Origin of the sequence: Cupriavidus sp. H19C3 (assembly GCF_049393815.1) — a bacterium.
In the GTDB taxonomy this organism is placed as follows: domain Bacteria; phylum Pseudomonadota; class Gammaproteobacteria; order Burkholderiales; family Burkholderiaceae; genus Cupriavidus.
In genome coordinates, this window is sequence record NZ_CP184985.1 from 514239 (window position 1) to 532230 (window position 17992).

General features: G+C 64.9%; 19 protein-coding genes. 12 read left to right on the forward strand and 7 right to left on the reverse strand.

What is annotated here, in order from left to right; all coding sequences use genetic code 11:
* The first annotated feature begins 222 nt into the window (after positions 1-222).
* Positions 223-954 (forward strand): hypothetical protein, encoded by a 732-nt coding sequence (locus tag DFLDMN_RS02365; protein WP_423196928.1) that lies wholly within the window; start codon positions 223-225, stop codon positions 952-954.
* A gap of 305 nt (positions 955-1259) precedes the next feature.
* Here the strand turns inward: DFLDMN_RS02365 and DFLDMN_RS02370 are convergent, their stop codons facing one another.
* On the reverse strand, positions 1260-1433 hold the full coding sequence (locus tag DFLDMN_RS02370) for a hypothetical protein (RefSeq protein WP_423196929.1): 174 nt from the start codon (positions 1431-1433) through the stop codon (positions 1260-1262).
* A gap of 151 nt (positions 1434-1584) precedes the next feature.
* Positions 1585-2241, reverse strand: a complete 657-nt coding sequence (lexA, locus tag DFLDMN_RS02375; protein WP_423196930.1) for a transcriptional repressor LexA — start codon at positions 2239-2241, stop codon at positions 1585-1587.
* Positions 2242-2599: 358 nt separating this feature from the next.
* On the opposite strand from lexA, the gene DFLDMN_RS02380 reads away from it, so the two are divergent.
* The 8 genes from DFLDMN_RS02380 (at position 2600) to DFLDMN_RS02415 (ending at position 8708) form a co-directional block, all read left to right on the forward strand.
* Entirely contained in the window at positions 2600-3607 is a 1008-nt protein-coding gene (locus DFLDMN_RS02380; protein ID WP_423196931.1) for an asparaginase, read from the forward strand.
* A gap of 186 nt (positions 3608-3793) precedes the next feature.
* Positions 3794-4168: a 30S ribosomal protein S6 gene (rpsF, locus tag DFLDMN_RS02385; protein ID WP_061958219.1), complete on the forward strand. Its 375-nt coding sequence runs from the start codon at positions 3794-3796 to the stop codon at positions 4166-4168.
* A gap of 98 nt (positions 4169-4266) precedes the next feature.
* Positions 4267-4566 (forward strand): primosomal replication protein N, encoded by a 300-nt coding sequence (gene priB, locus DFLDMN_RS02390; RefSeq protein ID WP_423196932.1) that lies wholly within the window; start codon positions 4267-4269, stop codon positions 4564-4566.
* Between the two features lie 3 nt (positions 4567-4569).
* Entirely contained in the window at positions 4570-4848 is a 279-nt protein-coding gene (rpsR, locus tag DFLDMN_RS02395; RefSeq protein WP_006575387.1) for a 30S ribosomal protein S18, read from the forward strand.
* A 31-nt stretch (positions 4849-4879) separates the two neighbouring features.
* Positions 4880-5332, forward strand: coding sequence for a 50S ribosomal protein L9 (gene rplI, locus DFLDMN_RS02400; RefSeq protein WP_423196933.1), 453 nt, complete (start codon positions 4880-4882; stop codon positions 5330-5332).
* Positions 5333-5444: 112 nt separating this feature from the next.
* Positions 5445-6836, forward strand: a complete 1392-nt coding sequence (locus DFLDMN_RS02405; protein WP_423196934.1) for a replicative DNA helicase — start codon at positions 5445-5447, stop codon at positions 6834-6836.
* Positions 6837-7058: 222 nt separating this feature from the next.
* Complete coding sequence (locus DFLDMN_RS02410; RefSeq protein ID WP_423196935.1) at positions 7059-7685, forward strand: DUF47 domain-containing protein; 627 nt, start codon at positions 7059-7061, stop codon at positions 7683-7685.
* Between the two features lie 12 nt (positions 7686-7697).
* Positions 7698-8708 carry an inorganic phosphate transporter gene (locus tag DFLDMN_RS02415; RefSeq protein ID WP_423196936.1) on the forward strand — a complete coding sequence of 337 codons (1011 nt, stop codon included), beginning with the start codon at positions 7698-7700 and terminating at the stop codon, positions 8706-8708.
* A 124-nt stretch (positions 8709-8832) separates the two neighbouring features.
* Here DFLDMN_RS02415 and DFLDMN_RS02420 read toward each other — a convergent pair whose 3' ends face one another.
* The 5 genes from DFLDMN_RS02420 to DFLDMN_RS02440 form a co-directional block, all read right to left on the reverse strand.
* Complete coding sequence (locus DFLDMN_RS02420; protein WP_423196937.1) at positions 8833-9492, reverse strand: C40 family peptidase; 660 nt, start codon at positions 9490-9492, stop codon at positions 8833-8835.
* Positions 9493-9610: 118 nt separating this feature from the next.
* Positions 9611-10123, reverse strand: coding sequence for a hypothetical protein (locus DFLDMN_RS02425; RefSeq protein ID WP_423196938.1), 513 nt, complete (start codon positions 10121-10123; stop codon positions 9611-9613).
* A 213-nt stretch (positions 10124-10336) separates the two neighbouring features.
* Positions 10337-12037, reverse strand: coding sequence for a PhoH family protein (locus DFLDMN_RS02430; protein WP_423196939.1), 1701 nt, complete (start codon positions 12035-12037; stop codon positions 10337-10339).
* 332 nt (positions 12038-12369) lie between these two features.
* Entirely contained in the window at positions 12370-12831 is a 462-nt protein-coding gene (locus DFLDMN_RS02435) for a peroxiredoxin (RefSeq protein WP_423196940.1), read from the reverse strand.
* A 268-nt stretch (positions 12832-13099) separates the two neighbouring features.
* Positions 13100-13486: an Mth938-like domain-containing protein gene (locus DFLDMN_RS02440; protein WP_423196941.1), complete on the reverse strand. Its 387-nt coding sequence runs from the start codon at positions 13484-13486 to the stop codon at positions 13100-13102.
* Positions 13487-13816: 330 nt separating this feature from the next.
* On the opposite strand from DFLDMN_RS02440, the gene DFLDMN_RS02445 reads away from it, so the two are divergent.
* From DFLDMN_RS02445 to thrC, 3 genes are read left to right on the forward strand one after another with little or no spacing between them, the layout of a single operon-like run.
* Positions 13817-15046 carry a pyridoxal phosphate-dependent aminotransferase gene (locus DFLDMN_RS02445; RefSeq protein WP_423196942.1) on the forward strand — a complete coding sequence of 410 codons (1230 nt, stop codon included), beginning with the start codon at positions 13817-13819 and terminating at the stop codon, positions 15044-15046.
* A 50-nt stretch (positions 15047-15096) separates the two neighbouring features.
* Positions 15097-16407 carry a homoserine dehydrogenase gene (locus DFLDMN_RS02450; protein WP_423196943.1) on the forward strand — a complete coding sequence of 437 codons (1311 nt, stop codon included), beginning with the start codon at positions 15097-15099 and terminating at the stop codon, positions 16405-16407.
* Between the two features lie 31 nt (positions 16408-16438).
* Positions 16439-17884: a threonine synthase gene (thrC, locus tag DFLDMN_RS02455; RefSeq protein ID WP_423196944.1), complete on the forward strand. Its 1446-nt coding sequence runs from the start codon at positions 16439-16441 to the stop codon at positions 17882-17884.
* Positions 17885-17992 lie beyond the last annotated feature (108 nt).

Sequence of the window (17992 nt, forward strand, 5' to 3'; positions counted from 1 at the left end):
TAGGCGAGCCCGTGCGATCGTGCTTGGCGTGCTGGATGGGTTGGAGGCGTGACGCCGACGCCTGGGTCGTCTTCGGGTCGCATGGTTCTGCGCGGACGTGTGGCACCGCACCAAGCGTTACGTAGTGCCTGCTGAAATCAGCTAGCATTCCCAAGCTTTCCCCAAGCTTTCATTTTTGTCATGCAGGCGTCCTGGCCTGTCACACAAAAGCGAGAAACCATCGTGAACGCACCCATGGGGTATGACGAGTTTGCCGCGCTCACGACCTACGAGAAGGTGATTCCGCCCGGCGTGCTAGCCGAGATCAATGCTGCCATTGACTCGTCATTCACGCCGCAGCCCGTGCGCGTGCAGCCCCGGGAGGTGGCGGATATCCTGCGGCAGGTCGACGCCTTCGCGCAGCTCGAATCGAGTGCCTGTGCAACGACGCGTGCCTTTGCGCGCCTGATGGCCAGGGGGCCGCTGGAAGACCGGCCCCATCATGTCTTGCGATGCGTCAGCGTGGCCAATCATCCCGATGGTCATTGCCGGCACTTCGACTCGCATCTGCTGACGTTGCTGATTCCGCTCCAACTGGCTGCGCCGGACGCGTTCTTCAACGGCGACCTGGTGGTGTATCCGCGCGTACGGCGTCGCATTTCCACGATCGGCAACGTGCTGTGCAAGCTGCGACATGGCATCCAGCGCAATCTGCCGTTTGCCTTGCGCAAGCGGCTAACGCTACGCGATCTGCGCCGCGGCCGGTGTACGCGCGTGGGCGTGCAGCCCGGCAACGTCTACGTTTTCAACGGGTTTGCGCTCAAGCACGCCAATCTGCATGTGGAGGCGGGGCAGCGGCGCTCGTTGCTGATCCACTATTACGATCCCGGCTTCTCGCTTGGCTTGAGCAAGGTGCTGCGCCTGATGCGGAAAATGCGCGATCGCCTGCATCGCAATATGACGGGAATGTATTGATCACGACGGCAGTGGCGCGCATTGCCTTGCCAAGGATGCCAGCGATGCGCGCCGTGCTGGCATCGGCAAATAGGCGAAAAAAAACCGGTACTCGGCGGGGAAGCGTCAAGTTCCGGTTCTGCGCATCGGCGCGGATAACGAGTGCAGCAAATTTGCCGCACCGACAGAATTAAATCATATTTAGGTGCGAGTTAAGTGGGGTCTCAAACTACGCGTTGTGAGCCTGCAACTGCATTTTTTACAACGCACGGGTCGCACAAACGGCCTGCTTGCACTTTGATGCTGCGTAGCCTTTTGCGTCTGCTTCACGCGGCCAGCTTGGCGGGCAATTCGTCGAGTTCCAGCATGCGGCAGATTGCGGCCATGCTGCCGACCATCGTACGGCGCTGCGCACCCTGGTAGACGCGGACGCCCTTGGTTTGCCGGAACGGCACCGGCTTGACGGGACGGCGGGCGGCGATGGAATTGATTTGCGGCATGGCTACACCTCGTGATTTGAGACAGCAAGGGGCCGCGCCCGTCGTTCAGCAGGAACGGAGCGGCTGGGGCAATGCAAGGCGGATCAATGTACGGCACATCCCTCGTTGCCAGCCTGGCAACCGCGCCGCCTTGGAAGTCAGATGCCGGAAGTCAGAAGCCGGACGAGCGAATCAGTCCAACTGCTATGCCTTCCAGGGAAAACTCTTCGCGGCCGGGCTGCACCACGATGTTCGGATAATCGGGATTCTCGGCGATCAGTTCGATGTTGCCGCCACGACGCTGCAGTCGCTTGACAGTGACATCCTCGCCAAGGCGCGCCACCACGATTTTGCCGTTCGGCGCCTCGCTGGCGCGCTTGACGGCGAGCAGGTCGCCATCGAGGATGCCGGCGTCGCGCATGCTCAGGCCGCGCACCCGTAACAGGTAGTCGGGCCGATCGTCGAAGACCGTGGCATCGACGTGGTATTGCCGGTCGATATGTTCCGCGGCAAGGATCGGGCTACCGGCAGCGACGCGGCCGACCAGCGGTAACGTGAGTTGCATCACCCCTGCCATCGGCAGCGAGAACTGGTCCGGTAGCTCGGAATCGCTGCGCGTGACCTTGAGGCGGATGCCGCGCGAAGCGCCGGGCGTCAGCTCGATCACCCCCTTGCGCGCCAGCGCCCGCAGATGCTCCTCCGCCGAGTTGGGTGAGGAGAAGCCGAACTCCGCAGCGATTTCCGCGCGGGTTGGCGGAAAGCCGGTACTCCGGATGGTGTTCCGGATGAGGTCGAAAATCTGCTGCTGCCGCGGTGTGAGGGTCGCCATGGGTCGCCTGTCAGTCCGTGATTCTGCGATTGTTCTAGGTCGTTCTACTTCGTCTTCTGGACCGTGCTACCACTCGCGCTATCTGGCGCAACGCACGACCAGCACTGTATGTTTAAACAGTATGCTGTGATTTTATACAGTATCGTGTGAAGTGCAAGCACAATCTTAGGCGGGGCCGCCCCGACGTTGCCATTGCGCGGCGTGTGTGGCGGATATGCCCGGGTGTATCGGATGCGCACGCGCACTCGCCGGGGCGCCGCGCCATTGGGGCCAGCCGCAATGCCGGAGCACGGGGCAGGGCCGCTACAATCGGCGGCCATATCTACCGCTTGCGCATGCTTTGCCGCATGCCGCCTCCATGTCCGCTCCGTTCTCGCAGTTGCCTCGTATCGTCGTGCTCGCCACTGGCGGCACCATCGCGGGCTCGTCCGGCAACCCGGGCAGCAGCGCCCAGTACCAGGCTGCCACCGTGCCGGTGAGCGCGTTGCTGCAAGGCGTGCCCACGCTCGCGGCGGTGGCGCGGATCGAGGCCGAGCAGGTAGCGCAGATCGACAGCAAGGACCTGACGTTCGCGCTGTGGAGCGTGCTCTCGGCACGTATCGCGCACTGGTCCGCCCAGCCCGATGTGGACGGCATCGTCATTACCCACGGCACCGATACGCTCGAAGAGACGGCGATGTTCCTGCACCTGACGCAGCCCTGCGCGGTGCCGGTGGTGCTGACGGCGGCCATGCGGCCGTCGACCTCGCTGTCTGCCGACGGCCCGCTCAACCTGCTCGACGCCGTGCGTGTGGCGGGCAACGCGGCCGCGCGCGGCAAGGGCGTACTGGTGGTGCTGAACCAGCAGATCCATGCGGCGCGCGATGTCGTCAAGGCACATACCTCGGCCGTGGATGCGTTCGTCTCGCCGCTCACCGGGCCGCTCGGCTTTGTGCAGGACGATCATGTGCGCGTGCTGCGGCAGCCCCTGTCCGGCGGTCGACGGCTGCCGGTGCCGCACGACTGGCCGCCGGTCGAGATCGTGGCCAGCTACGCCCAGCCGGGCCGGGGCATGGTGGACGCGCTGGTGGCCGCCGGCGTGCGCGGCATCGTGGTGGCGGCCGCCGGCAACGGCTCGGTGCACGAGGTGCTGGGCGCGGCGCTGGCCGATGCCGCCCGTGCCGGCGTGGCCGTGGTACGCAGTTCGCGTACCGGCGCGGGCCACGTGGCGATTCCGGAGACGCCGCGCGCGCTGCCGGGGGCGTTTCCGTCCGCGCTCGACCTCAATCCGTACAAGGCGCGCGTGCTGCTGATGCTGGCCCTCGCCGCCGATCCCGCGCTGGGTACCGTGCCCGCGCGCCTGCAGGACGTGCTGCGCCAGTACTGAGGCGTGGCGAGGCATGGCGGGCGGAAGCCCGCCGAGCGGCGGACGGGAGCGCGCCGGTATGGGGGCGTATGGGGACTGTATGGGCCGCGGCTTGCGGGATCGCAGGGCGCGGGCTATACTCGCGGGCTATCCAACCTTGCCGCACCGGACGTGACGCCCGGGTGGCTTCATCCAAAAGGAGCGTCAATGCGTCATTACGAAATCGTCTTTATCGTCCACCCGGACCAGAGCGAACAAGTGCCGGCGATGATCGAGCGCTACAAGCAGCTCGTGACCTCGCAGAATGGCCAGGTGCATCGCGTGGAAGACTGGGGCCGCCGTCAGATGGCCTACATGATCCAGAAGCTGGCCAAGGCCCACTACGTTTGCCTGAACATCGAATGCGGCAAGGACACCCTGGCCGAACTCGAGCACGCCTTCAAGTTCAACGACGCCGTGCTGCGTCACCTGATCGTTCAGACCAAGAAGGCTGAAACCGCTCCTTCGCCGATGATGAAGGAAGTGCAGCGCGAAGAAGCCCGCAAGGCCGCGCAAACGACCACGGAAGGCCAGGCCGCCTGAGCGCGGACTGCGGTGCCAGCGCATAGCGCGTCTCGCGTCAGCACCCTGGGTGCGATGGGCGGGGGCGGCACGGCAAAGCAGATCACGGGATCGATGCGGTGAACCAGCTCCGGCTAGCCGCCACCCTCGTCGAACGCGATGCCCTGCGCTATACGCCGGCCGGTGTGCCCGTCGTCAACTGCATCCTGCAGCATGCCGGCGAGGTACTGGAGGCGGCGACGCCCCGGCAGGTGGAGTTCGCGATCGCGGCATTGGGGATCGGCCCGGTGGGCCAGAAGCTGGAGCGGCTGCCGCTGGGTACGCTGCTCGACTGCGAAGGATTCCTTGCCCGCAAGCACCGCAACAGCAAGACGCTGGTCTTTCACATCACTGGATGTAGAGCATTCGAAAAGGATTGAATCATGGCATTCGTCAAACGTGACAACAAGAACAAGAAGCGCTTCCAGCAACAGAACCCGCTGTTCAAGCGCAAGCGCTTCTGCCGCTTCACCGTGGCAGGTGTGGAACAGATCGACTACAAGGATCTGGACACGCTGAAGGACTTCATCGGCGACAACGGCAAGATCACGCCGGCTCGCCTGACCGGTACCAAGGCACACTATCAGCGTCAGCTCGATACGGCCATCAAGCGTGCGCGTTTCCTCGCGCTGCTGCCGTACACCGACCTGCACAAGAACTGATCGTCCCCAGGACCGCAAGGAGAAATACACGATGCAAGTCATTCTGCTGGAAAAAGTCATCAACCTGGGCAACCTCGGTGACATCGTTCGCGTGAAGGACGGTTACGCTCGTAACTTCCTGATCCCGTCGAAGAAGGCCCGCCGTGCAACGCAGACGGCCATCGCCGAGTTCGAAACCAAGCGCGCCGAGCTGGAAAAGGCTGCCGCCGAGAAGCTGGCCGCCGCGCAAGCCGAAGGCGAGAAGCTGAACGGCCTGACCGTTCAGCTGACCCAGAAGTCGGGTGTTGACGGTCGTCTGTTCGGTTCGGTCACCAACGCCGACATCGCCGAAGCACTGGGCACCCAGGGCTTCAAGGTCGAGAAGTCGCAAGTGCGCATGCCGAACGGCCCGCTGAAGGTCGTGGGCGACCACCCGGTCAACGTCGCGCTCCACACCGACGTGGTGGTGGACGTGACCGTGTCGGTGCTGGGCGAGCACGTTTAAGACGTCTTTCCCTCCGCAGCACGTTGCAAAAAGGCAGGAGCCTCGCTCCTGCCTTTTTGTTTTTGGACCGCCGGGGCCATCGGCCCCATCGCCGCCGCTATAATCCCACCCCATGAACGCGCCCGCCGCCGACCCCCAACTCGACAGTCTCAAGGTTCCGCCGCATTCGATCGAGGCCGAGCAATCGGTGCTCGGTGGCCTGTTGCTGGACAACGCCGCCTGGGACCGCATTGCCGATTTCCTGTCGGAAGCGGATTTCTATCGCTTCGACCACCGTTTGATCTTCCAGAGCATTGCGCGCCTGATCGCCGCCACCAAGCCGGCGGACGTGATTACGGTCTACGAGATGCTGCAGGTGGCCGGCAAGTCCGAGGAAGTCGGTGGCCTGGCCTATCTGAACTCGCTGGCGCAGAATACGCCGAGCGCGGCCAATATCCGCCGCTATGCGGAGATCGTGCGGGAGCGTTCGGTGCTGCGCAAGCTGGTGACCGTGGCCGACGATATCGCCTCGGCGGCATTTGCCCCCAAGGGCCGCGAGGTGCGCGAGCTGCTCGACGAAGCGGAATCCAAGGTGTTTGCCATCGCCGAAGAGGGCGCGCGCGGACAGCAGGGCTTTCAGGAAATCCAGCCGCTGCTGACCCAGGTGGTCGAGCGCATCGACGAGCTGTATCACCGCGACTCGACCTCGGACGTGACCGGCGTTCCCACCGGCTTTATCGACCTCGATCGCATGACCAGCGGCATGCAGCCCGGCGACCTAGTCATCGTGGCCGGCCGCCCGTCGATGGGTAAGACGGCGTTCTCCCTGAATATCGGCGAACACGTGGCGGTGGAGCAGGGCCTGCCGGTGGCGGTGTTCTCGATGGAAATGGCCGGCACGCAGCTGGCCATGCGTATGCTCGGCTCGGTCGGACGGCTCGACCAGCACCGGCTCCGTACCGGCCGCCTGCTCGACGAAGACTGGCCGCGCCTGACCCATGCCATCCAGCGCATGAACGACGCGCAGCTGTTTATCGATGAGACGCCGGCGCTGAATCCGATGGAATTACGCGCCCGCTCGCGTCGTCTGGCGCGCCAGTGCGGGCAGCTCGGCCTGATCATCATCGATTACCTCCAGCTGATGTCGGGATCGGGCGGCGGCGAGAACCGCGCAACCGAGATCTCGGAAATCTCGCGTTCGCTGAAGGGGCTGGCCAAGGAACTCAACTGTCCGGTAATCGCACTGTCACAGCTGAACCGCAGCCTGGAGCAGCGACCCAACAAGCGCCCTGTGATGTCCGATCTGCGTGAATCGGGCGCTATCGAACAGGATGCCGACGTGATCCTGTTCATCTATCGCGACGAGGTGTACAACCCCGATTCGCAGGACAAGGGCACTGCGGAAATCATCATCGGCAAGCAGCGTAACGGCCCGATCGGTACGGTGCGCCTGACCTTCCTGGGGCAGTTCACCAAGTTCGACAACTTTTCGGGCGGCCCGGCGTTCTTCGACAATGACACCTGAGCGGGCGGCGCACGGAAGCGTCCTGCCCATCCGTGCAACACCCGGACGCATGCATGCGCCCGTTCGGCGCCGCAACCCTGTAAAATATTGCGTTTTGATGACAGCCGCCTTCTGTGCGGCTGTCATGCCATAAGCGTCTCCCCCGGCGTCTCCCCCGGCGCCTGCCCCGTTTTTTTTGTAAACGATTTCTACGCGTGCGACGGCACGCATCAAGGACATTTCATGTTCGGCCGATTCATGCCCACCGAGGGCAAGTTCTTCGAATACTTCAACCAGCACGCCGACTGCGCGGTCGCGGCGGCGCATGAACTGGAAGCGCTGGTCAACGACCTGCCCAATGCCGAGGCCCATGCGCGCCGTGTGCAGGCCACCGAGAAGAAGGCGGACCGCATCACGCACGACACGATCGATCTGCTGCACAAGACCTTCATCACGCCGCTCGACCGGGACGAGATCCACAACCTGATCACGACCATGGACGACATCCTGGACCTGATGGAGGACGTGGCCGAGACGATTTCGCTCTACGACGTGACCAACCTGACCGAGGAAGCGCGTCACCTGGCCACCATCTGCGTGCAGTGCTGCGACCAGGTCAAGATTGCCGTGGGCCTGCTCGAGGACATGAGCAATGCCGGCGCGATCCTGAAAACCGCCCAGCAGATCGACCAGCTCGAGTCCGAGGCCGATCGCGTGATGCGCGCGGCGATGTCGAAGCTGTTCCGCGAGGAAACCGACGTCAAGCGGCTGATCAAGCTGAAGGCCATCTACGAACAGCTCGAGACCATCACCGACAAGTGCGAGGACGTTGCCAACATCATCGAAGGCATCGTCCTGGAGAACGCGTAAGACGCGGACGCCATGCAGACCATTCAAATGAGCTTGTGGGTCATTGGCCTGCTCGTCGCGCTGGCCTTGCTGTTCGACTTCATGAACGGCTTTCACGACGCGGCCAATTCGATTGCAACGGTGGTATCCACGGGCGTGCTCAAGCCGCACCATGCCGTGGCCATGGCGGCCATGTGCAACGTGGTGGCGATCTTCGTGTTTCACCTGAAGGTGGCAGCCACGGTCGGCACCGGTACCATCGACGTTCATATCGTCGATCACTACGTGATCTTTGGCGCGCTGATGGGTGCCATCGTGTGGAACGTGATCACGTGGTTCTACGGCATTCCGTCGTCGTCCTCGCATGCGCTGATCGGCGGCCTGGTGGGTGCCGCGGTGGCCAAGGCCGGCACCGGTGCGCTGGTGGGCAACGGGCTGATCAAGACCGTGGCCTTCATTCTGATCTCGCCGCTGCTGGGGTTTCTGCTCGGGTCGCTGATGATGATCGTGGTGGGCTGGACCTTCTTCCGCACGCCACCCTCGCGCGTGGACCGCTGGTTCCGTCGCCTGCAGCTGGTATCGGCGTCGCTCTATAGCCTGGGCCATGGTGGCAACGATGCGCAGAAAACCATCGGCATCATCTGGATGCTGCTGATCGCCAGCGGGCATGTCGCGGCAGGCGGCGCGGAACCGCCCGTGTGGGTCATCATCAGCTGCTACGTGGCCATCGGCCTGGGTACGCTGTTCGGCGGCTGGCGCATCGTGCGGACCATGGGTCAGAAAATCACCAAGCTGAAGCCGGTGGGCGGTTTCTGCGCGGAAACCGGCGGTGCAATGACGCTGTTCATCGCCTCGGCGCTGGGCGTGCCGGTCTCGACCACCCATACCATCACGGGTGCGATCGTCGGCGTGGGCTCGGCACAGAAGATGTCGGCGGTGCGTTGGGGTGTAGCCGGCAATATCGTCTGGGCCTGGGTGCTGACGATTCCGGCGTCGGCCTTTATGGCGGCCATCGCCTGGTGGGTCGGCACGCATATCCTGTAACGACTGCCGGGTGCCTGTCCGGCGGCCGGCCTGTGCGCCGGCCTGTGCGCACGCTTGCGTGTCGGTTTGCACCGTCGGTTTGCGCCGTCGATTTGATCAGTCGGTTCGATCAGCGGCCGGCGGGCTACTGAAGGTTGGCGAAGGCTGCGATAGGATCGTCGTCGGGCGCAGGTGCCGCCGGTGGCGGTGCTGAAGGTGCGATCGGCGCTGGTGGCTGCATCGACGGCACCGGCGCAGCCGGCTCCGGCAGGCTGTATGCGGCTACCACGCGCCGCGCGCCGTTGTAGCGCGTGGCCCAGTACGACTTGCCCATATCCTCGAGCCGCACGGTACCGCCCGTGGCCGGCGCATGCACAAAGCGATTCTGGCCGACATAGATGCCCACGTGCGAGTTGGCGCGGCCGGTGGTGTTGAAGAACACCAGGTCGCCCGAGGCGACTTCGCCGCGGTCGAGCGAGGTGCCGCGCTTGCCCATCTGTTCGGTGGTGCGCGGCAGTGTCACATTGGCGGCGCGCTGGACCACGTAGCGCACCAGGCCGCTGCAATCGAAACCGGCATCGGGCGTATTGCCGCCATAGCGATAAGGGGTACCGACCAGCGACATCGCCTGGATCGAGATTTCCTCGAGTCCGGCGCTGGGATCGTTCATGGGCTTGCCCGGTGCGCGCGAGGGCAGGGACGTGTGGCGCGCCGGCGGGCCGCCGGCACAGGCGGCCAGCAGCAGGGCCGCCGCGCAGAGCGCGGGTAGACGGGTGCGGAAGAGAAAAGACGGGCGCTGCGGCATCCTTGTGTCTGGTCAGGTTGCCGGGTCCAACGCCCATGACGTGCTACGTGCGCGGCAACCGGCTGGCCGCAGTACTTCACCAGGCAGTACTTACCACGCAGTACTTACCACGCAGTACTTACCAACGCAGTTGCGCATTGTGCGTGCCGGTGCTGATCTTGATGGTCTTGGGCTGACCCTTGTAACTGGCCTCGATATTGTAGCTGCCTTCTGGCGCACGTATGAGGCAGCGCGGGCCGCCGGCCTTGAACGTGGCCACCTGTTGTCCATCGTCCATGGTGAGCTTGACATCGACGTCCGCCAGGTATTCGCCGCTGGGCCCCTTGGTGAACAGGATGCCCATGTTGAAGTTCTTTTCCTGCGCGGCCAGGCGGGCGCGCTCGTCCTCTGCCACGCCGCCGCAGACATAGCTGACCGGGCCCATGGTGCGGATCACCATTTCATCGGCGGCTTTGGCATCGGATGCCATGCCGTCCGCGGCGCGCACCGGCCGCCAGGTCAACGCGACCAGCACGGCCGTGCCGATCACGGCGGCCGCCGCCATGCGCCGACGGCGCGCCGCCCGCGCCGTGCGCGAGAACAGTGTCCGGCTGCCCGGCAGGTAATGGTTGAATGGCTGCTGCTTGTGCATCGACGCCTCCCCGATTTCGCTGACTGCAACAGATCAGTCATGTACAGGCATCATAGCCAACACGGCCCGCGCTGGCTGTCGGCAAAAGCCTGACGGCGCCTGCCGGAAGAGGCCGACAGGCGCGCGCCGTGCCGGATGCTACCCAGGGCGGGGCGCGGAGGGCGCGGGCGGGGCGCCGGCGGCTGCGCCGGCCCCGCCCGGGCCCGCCGCCGCTCAGAGCACGTCCGCCGCGTGGTCGGCCAGGCGCGAGCGTTCGCCGCGCGCCAGCGTGACATGGCCGCTATGGCTCCAGCCCTTGAAGCGATCCACCACGTAGGTCAGGCCCGACGACCCTTCGGTCAGGTACGGTGTATCGATCTGCGCAATATTGCCGAGGCAGACGATCTTGGTACCGGGGCCGGCACGCGTCACCAGTGTCTTCATCTGCTTGGGCGTCAGGTTCTGCGCCTCGTCGATGATGACGAACTTGTTCACGAACGTGCGGCCACGCATGAAGTTCATGCTCTTGACCTTGATGCGCGAGCGGATCAGTTCCTGGGTGGCCGCGCGGCCCCATTCGCCGGCACTGTCGTCGCTCTTCTGCAGCACCTCGAGGTTGTCGTCGAACGCGCCCATCCACGGCTGCATCTTTTCTTCCTCGGTGCCGGGCAGGAAGCCGATATCCTCGCCCACGGGCACGGTGGCGCGCGTGACGATGATCTCGTTGTAGAGCTTCTGGTCGAGTACCTGCTCCAGGCCCGAGGCCAGGGCGAGCAGCGTCTTGCCGGTACCGGCCTGTCCGAGCAGCGTGACGAAGTCGATGTCCGGGCTCATCAGCAGGTTGAGCGCGAAGTTCTGCTCGCGGTTGCGCGCGGTCACGCTCCACACGTTGTTCTTGTTGTGCGTGTAGTCCTTGAGCGTCTGCAGCAGCGCGGTCTTGCCGTTGATTTCCTTGACCTGTGCGTAGAGCGGGAGGCTACCGTCCATCGGCTCCAGGTAGACGAACTGGTTGACGAGGAACGACGGCACCAGCGGACCGGTCAGGCGATAGAACATCGCGCCGGACTTGGGGTCCTGCCAGCTTTCCACGCCCTTGCCGTGACGCGCCCAGAAATCGTTGGGCAGTTGCATCACGCCGGCGTAGAGCAGGTCCTTGTCCTCGAGGACCTGGTCGTTGAAGTAGTCCTCCGCGGGCAGTCCGAGTGCGCGCGCCTTGATGCGCATGTTGATGTCTTTCGACACCAGCACCACCTGGCGCTCGGGATGTTGCTGCTGCAACGCGCTGACTACCCCCAGGATCTGGTTGTCGGCCTTGCCTTGCGGCAGGCCTTCGGGCAGACGGATATCGTTGAGCCGGGTCTGGAAGAACAGTTTGCCCTGCGCGTCCTTGTTGCCGAGCCGCGCGAGCGGCAGGCCCTCGTCGAGCACGCCGTCGGTGCCGCCGACCAGCGAGTCGAGCGTGCGGCTGACCATGCGCGCGTTGCGCGCGACTTCGCTCATGCCCTTCTTGTGGTTGTCCAGCTCTTCGAGCGTCATCATCGGCAGATAGATGTCGTGCTCTTCAAAGCGGAACAGCGAGCTCGGGTCGTGCATCAGCACGTTGGTGTCGAGCACGAACAGCTTGCTCGGCCCCTCGGTCTTGCGCGTGCGCCGGGTCGGGCCGGCAGCCGGCTTGACGAGGCTGACCGCTGCCGGTGCCGCGGGCGCCGTGGGCGGAGCCGGGGCATCGGTGGTGCGGGCCCGCGAGGTGCTGCCCGCGCGTGCGCGCGTGGCGGGCGCCGTGGTGTCGCCGGTCTCGAGTAATGCCACGCGCTCGAGCACCGGCACCGGTTTTTTACCCTGCGCCGCGGCTTTGGCCTTGGGCAGGGCGACCGGTGCGAATTCGCTCGGGTCCAGCAGTTGTGCAGGCTTGGCGGGCATGGTGGGCAGCGGCATGCTTGGCTTTCCTTTCAGGGGCGAACAAGAATCCGGGCAACAAAAAAGCCGCCTTGCCTGAGGATCAGGTGAGGCGGCTTGTCGTGGTGTCCGTGGGAGATGCCGTGAGGGTCGGGCGAACTGACGTCCTGGTGGTCAACCGCAAACCTTGACACGGCAGTTCCACCTCCGGCCCTTGGCGCAAGCCGCCTGGGCCGGACGTGTGAGGAAGCGTGGCAACTGTGATCGGAACGCATTACGAGCCAATGTATCCGAACGTTTTCGGTTTGGCAATCGTCCTTCCATGCGAGCCCGCGAGAGTGTCGCGGGCTCGCCGCGCCAGGTGCCCGCGCTTACATCGACTTTACGATCTCCAGCACTTCGTCGACGTGGTTCGGCACCTTGATGCCGCGCATCTCGTGCCGCAGGATGCCCTTGCCGTCGAGAATGAAAGTGCTGCGCTCGATGCCACGCACTTCCTTGCCATACATCTTTTTCATCTTGATGACGTCGAAGGCCTGGCAGAGCGCTTCGTCGCCATCGGAGATCAGCTCGAACGGCAGCTCGAGCTTGCCCTTGAAGTTCTCGTGCGACTTCATGCTGTCACGCGAGATGCCGTATACCACCGCGCCGGCCTTCTCGAAGGCCTCGTGCTGGTCGCGGAAGTTCATCGCCTCGGTGGTGCAGCCGGGCGTGTTGTCCTTGGGATAGAAGTAGAGGACCACGGTCTTGCCGCGCTGGTCGGCCAGCCGGAAATCGCCACCGGTGGCCGGGGCCTGGAAGTCGGGAACGGCCTGGTTGAGACTGACTGTCATGCTGATGGCTCCTGGGCGGGCGGGCAGCGGGGAAGGGGCCGGTAAGGGCCGGTAAGAGCTGCCGCCCGTTGTTTATCTTGGGCTCCTGCCATGGCTCGTGCAGATGGGGGCGGCCAGCCGGACTTCAAGCGTGCCGTCGGCTCAACCTGGCAAAATATCCGCCGATGACCGCTGACAAGGGCGGCGGCGCAAAGCCGGCCGGGCGTCTGGCGTCTGGCGCGGCCGGCTGGGCCATGTCACGCCCGTGCGCGCGCCCGCGCGGTGGCAGTCAGCTAGCCGCCGCCGCGTCCAGCAGCAGGATCGCGGCCACCTTGCGGCCCTCGGCCATCAGAATATTGTAGGTGCGGCATGCGGCCTGCATATCCATCGCGTCCACGCCGATGCGGCGCCTGGACAGCGCCGCGGTCAGGCGCGGATGCGGAAAGCGCAGACGCGCGCCGGTGCCCAGCAGGACGACCTCGGGGCCCTTTTCCAGCAGGGCCTCGAAGTGCTCCGGCGCGAGGTCCTCGAAGCGCTCCACCGGCCACGGCTCGACCGTGCCCTCGGGCATGACCAGCAGCGAGCGTTCGTGGCGGATGGCGTTGATCTCGATATAGCCGGGACCGTAGGCGGTCACGGTGTTGAGGCTTTGGGGTTGGTCGGCGTGGAGTTTCAAGGGGCGGTCCTCGCGGCCGCCAGGGACGCCGGTGCGCGCCATTCCGCCGCGGGAAGGGGCGCAGCGGAGGCTGGCGACGAAACGGTGAAGGGGGAGCGACTGGCAGGATTGTGCGTGCCGCGCGGGAAAGCGGTCGCTGCGGTGCAAGAATCCGTACAGAAGTCTGTCATAATCCGATAAATTATAGCTTTTGCCTCCCTGTCTGCCACGTTCGCGTTGCATCCCGGCGGACGCGCGTCTGAAGTTCCGAATTCGACTGACCCCAACACGATTCCGAGTACGCCGCCCCGACCGCGGGCAGCCTTGCCGCCGACATTTCTCACTGCCGCCGTGAAACCCATCCAGAAATCGAACAAACTCCAGAACGTCTGCTACGACATCCGTGGTCCGGTGCTCGAGAAGGCCCGGCAGATGGAAGAGGAGGGGCACAAGATCATCAAGCTGAATATCGGCAATCTCGCCGTGTTCGGCTTCGATGCGCCGGAAGAGATCCAGCAGGACATGATGCGCAACCTGCCCAATTCGGCCGGGTATTCGGATTCCAAGGGCATTTTTGCCGCGCGCAAGGCGATCATGCACTACACCCAGGAAAAGAAGATCCAGGGCGTGGGGCTGGACGATATCTACGTGGGCAACGGCGCGTCCGAGCTGATCGTGATGTCGATGAACGCGCTGCTCAACGGCGGCGACGAGGTGCTGGTGCCGGCGCCCGACTATCCGCTGTGGACCGCCGCGGTCAGCCTGTCCGGCGGCACGCCGGTGCATTACGTGTGCGACGAGGCCAACGGCTGGATGCCCGACCTCGACGACATCCGCCGCAAGATCACGCCGCACACCAAGGCAATCGTGGTGATCAACCCGAACAACCCGACCGGCGCCCTGTATTCCGACGAGCTGCTGCAGGCGATCGTCGACATCGCGCGCGAGCATGGGCTGATCATCTTTGCCGACGAGATCTACGACAAGGTGCTCTACGACGGCCACACGCACACGTCGATCGGCGCGCTCTCGACCGACGTGCTGACGGTCACCTTCAACGGCCTGTCGAAGAACTACCGCTCGTGCGGCTACCGGGCCGGCTGGATGGTGGTGTCCGGTGACAAGCGTCCGGCGCTCGACTATATCGAGGGCCTCAACATGCTGTCGTCGATGCGGCTGTGCGCCAATGTGCCCGGCCAGTGGGCGATCCAGACCGCGCTGGGCGGCTACCAGAGCATCAACGACCTGGTCGCCGAGGACGGCCGCCTGCGCCGCCAGCGCGATCTGGCGTACGAGCTGATCACCGCCATTCCCGGCGTGAGCTGCGTCAAGCCGAAGGCGGCGCTGTACCTGTTTCCGAAGCTGGACCCTGAGATGTACCCGATCCAGGACGACCAGGAATTCATTTACGAACTGCTGCAGGAGTCGAAGGTGCTGCTGGTGCAGGGCACCGGTTTCAACTGGGAGCGCCCGGACCATTTCCGCATCGTGTTCCTGCCGCACGAGGAAGACCTGCGCGAGGCCATTGGCCGCGTGGGCCGGTTCCTCGAAAGCTATCGCAAACGCCACGGCACGGCGTAATCGCGCGTGCCGCCGAATTTCCGCATCAAGAGAACGAGAGTCAGACGTCCATGAATCCCATCAAAGTAGGCCTGCTCGGCATCGGTACCGTCGGTAGCGGCACGTTCAACGTGCTCAAACGCAATCAGGAAGAAATTCGCCGCCGCGCGGGCCGCGGCATCGAGATTGCGATGGTGGCCGACCTGGACACCGAACGCGCCCGCGAGCTGACCGGTGGGGAAGTGGAAGTCGTGGGCGACGCCAACCTCGTGGTGACGCGTCCGGACATCGATATCGTGATCGAGCTGATTGGCGGCTACGGCATTGCTCGCGAGCTGGTGCTCAAGGCCATCGAGAACGGCAAGCACGTGGTCACCGCCAACAAGGCGCTGCTGGCCGTGCATGGCAACGAGATCTTCGAAGCGGCGCGCCGCAAGGGCGTGATCGTCGCGTTCGAGGCCGCGGTGGCCGGTGGCATTCCGATCATCAAGGCGCTGCGCGAGGGCCTGACCGCCAACCGCATCCAGTGGATCGCCGGCATCATCAACGGCACCACCAACTTCATCCTGTCGGAGATGCGCGACAAGGGCCTCGACTTCGACGCGGTGCTCAAGGAAGCGCAGCAGCTCGGTTACGCGGAGGCCGACCCGACCTTCGATATCGAGGGGGTGGACGCCGCGCACAAGGTCACGCTGATGAGCGCGATCGCGTTCGGCATGCCGGTGCAGTTCGACCGCGCGCACGTGGAAGGCATCACGCGCCTGGCCGCGGTGGATATCAAGTATGCCGAGGAACTGGGCTACCGCATCAAGCTGCTGGGCATCACGCGCCGCCGCGAAGAGGGCGTGGAACTGCGTGTCCATCCGACGCTGGTGCCGGCCTCGCGCCTGATCGCCAACGTCGAGGGCGCGATGAACGCCGTGCTGGTGCAGGCCGACGCCGTGGGGACCACGCTGTACTACGGCAAGGGCGCCGGCGCCGAGCCGACCGCGTCGGCCGTGATTGCCGACCTGGTCGACGTGACGCGCCTGCATACGGCCGACCCCAACCATCGCGTGCCGCACCTGGCGTTCCAGCCGGATGAGCTGTCGACGGTGCCGGTGCTGCCGATCGAGGAAGTCACCACCTCGTACTACCTGCGCATGCGCGTGGCGGACGAGACCGGCGTGCTGGCGGAGATCACGCGCATCCTGGCCGAGGCCGGCATCTCGATTGACGCCATGCTGCAGAAGGAATCGCGCGAGGGCGAGCCGCAGACCGACATCATCATCCTGACGCACCTGACGCGCGAGAAGCAGATCAATGCCGCGATCGGCCGCATCGAGTCGCTGGCGACCGTGCTGTCGCCGGTCACGCGCTTGCGCATGGAAGAACTGAACTGAAGCGCAACGGAACCGAAGCGCCATACGATCCATGAAATATCAGTCGACGCGCGGCCACGACGTGCCGCAATCGTTCTCCGAAATCCTGCTGGGCGGCCTGGCGCCGGACGGCGGGCTCTATCTGCCCAAGGCCTACCCGCAGGTCACCGCCGACGAACTCGAGGCCTGGCGCAAGCTGCCGTACGCGGATCTCGCGTATGAAGTGCTGCGCAAGTTCTGCGACGATATTCCGGCCGAGGACCTGCGCGCGCTGACGCGCAAGACCTACACGCCCGAGGTGTACTGCAATGCGCGCCCCGGCGACAACACCGCCGATATCACGCCGCTGCGCACGCTCGGCGAGGAGGGCGGTACCCGGTTGCAGCTGCTGGGCCTGTCCAACGGCCCGACGCTGGCCTTCAAGGACATGGCGATGCAGCTGCTGGGCAACCTGTTCGAGTACGCGCTCGCGCGTGCGGGCCAGGAGCTCAATATCCTGGGGGCGACCTCGGGCGATACCGGCAGCGCCGCCGAGTATGCGATGCGCGGCAAGCGCGGCATCCGCGTGTTCATGCTGAGTCCGCATCGCAAGATGAGCGCGTTCCAGACCGCGCAGATGTTCAGCCTGCAGGACCCGAACATCTTCAACCTGGCCGTGGAAGGCGTGTTCGACGACTGCCAGGACATCGTCAAGGCGGTGTCCAACGATCTCGACTACAAGGCCCGCCAGCGCATCGGCACGGTCAACTCGATCAACTGGGCACGCGTGGTCGCGCAGGTGGTCTATTACTTCAAGGGCTGGCTGCTGGCGACCACCGGCCCGGGCCAGAAGGTGTCGTTCTGCGTGCCATCGGGCAACTTCGGCAATGTGTGCGCGGGCCATATCGCGCGCATGATGGGCCTGCCGATCGACCAGCTGGTGGTGGCCACCAACGAGAACGACGTGCTCGACGAGTTCTTCCGCACCGGCACCTACCGCGTGCGCAAGTCGGCCGAGACGTATCACACGTCGAGCCCGAGCATGGATATCTCGAAGGCGTCGAACTTCGAGCGGTTCGTGTTCGACCTGCTGGGACAGGATGCCGGCAAGCTCGCGGCCATGTTCCGCGACGTGGACAGCAAGGGCGGGTTCGATCTGGCCGGCACGCCGGAATTCGAGCGCATCCGCCAGTTCGGCTTTGTCTCGGGCCGCAGCACGCATGCGGATCGCGTGGCGACCATTCGCGACATGGACGAGCGCTATGGCATCACGATCGACACCCATACCGCCGACGGTGTGAAGGTGGCGCGCGAATACCTGAAGCCGGGCGTGCCGATGGTGGTGCTGGAGACCGCGTTGCCGGCCAAGTTTGCCGATACCATTCGCGAGGCCCTGGGCCGCGAGCCGGAGCGTCCGGCCGCATTCGAGGGCATCGAGGCATTGCCGCAGCGCTTTGAGGTCATGCCCAACGACGCCGCCAGGGTGAAGGCGTTTATCGCGGCGCGGACAGGGCTCTGATCGGCCCGCGGGACGGCGGGGCCGGTCACCGGCCGCGCGGCGCGTGGCCAGGACCGTGCCGTCCCGCCTGGTGATGCTGGTGCCCTTCGGTGCCGGTGTCCGGCGCTG

Excerpts from the sequence above, each read along its gene's own strand:
- DFLDMN_RS02370 (WP_423196929.1), bottom strand. The coding sequence starts at position 1,433 with ATGCCGCAAATCAATTCCATCGCCGCCCGCCGTCCCGTCAAGCCGGTG.
- lexA (WP_423196930.1), bottom strand. The coding sequence starts at position 2,241 with ATGGCGACCCTCACACCGCGGCAGCAGCAGATTTTCGACCTCATCCGG.
- DFLDMN_RS02380 (WP_423196931.1), top strand. The coding sequence starts at position 2,600 with ATGTCCGCTCCGTTCTCGCAGTTGCCTCGTATCGTCGTGCTCGCCACT.
- rpsF (WP_061958219.1), top strand. The coding sequence starts at position 3,794 with ATGCGTCATTACGAAATCGTCTTTATCGTCCACCCGGACCAGAGCGAA.
- rpsR (WP_006575387.1), top strand. The coding sequence starts at position 4,570 with ATGGCATTCGTCAAACGTGACAACAAGAACAAGAAGCGCTTCCAGCAA.
- rplI (WP_423196933.1), top strand. The coding sequence starts at position 4,880 with ATGCAAGTCATTCTGCTGGAAAAAGTCATCAACCTGGGCAACCTCGGT.
- DFLDMN_RS02405 (WP_423196934.1), top strand. The coding sequence starts at position 5,445 with ATGAACGCGCCCGCCGCCGACCCCCAACTCGACAGTCTCAAGGTTCCG.
- DFLDMN_RS02410 (WP_423196935.1), top strand. The coding sequence starts at position 7,059 with ATGTTCGGCCGATTCATGCCCACCGAGGGCAAGTTCTTCGAATACTTC.
- DFLDMN_RS02415 (WP_423196936.1), top strand. The coding sequence starts at position 7,698 with ATGCAGACCATTCAAATGAGCTTGTGGGTCATTGGCCTGCTCGTCGCG.
- DFLDMN_RS02420 (WP_423196937.1), bottom strand. The coding sequence starts at position 9,492 with ATGCCGCAGCGCCCGTCTTTTCTCTTCCGCACCCGTCTACCCGCGCTC.
- DFLDMN_RS02425 (WP_423196938.1), bottom strand. The coding sequence starts at position 10,123 with ATGCACAAGCAGCAGCCATTCAACCATTACCTGCCGGGCAGCCGGACA.
- DFLDMN_RS02430 (WP_423196939.1), bottom strand. The coding sequence starts at position 12,037 with ATGCCGCTGCCCACCATGCCCGCCAAGCCTGCACAACTGCTGGACCCG.
- DFLDMN_RS02435 (WP_423196940.1), bottom strand. The coding sequence starts at position 12,831 with ATGACAGTCAGTCTCAACCAGGCCGTTCCCGACTTCCAGGCCCCGGCC.
- DFLDMN_RS02450 (WP_423196943.1), top strand. The coding sequence starts at position 15,097 with ATGAATCCCATCAAAGTAGGCCTGCTCGGCATCGGTACCGTCGGTAGC.
- thrC (WP_423196944.1), top strand. The coding sequence starts at position 16,439 with ATGAAATATCAGTCGACGCGCGGCCACGACGTGCCGCAATCGTTCTCC.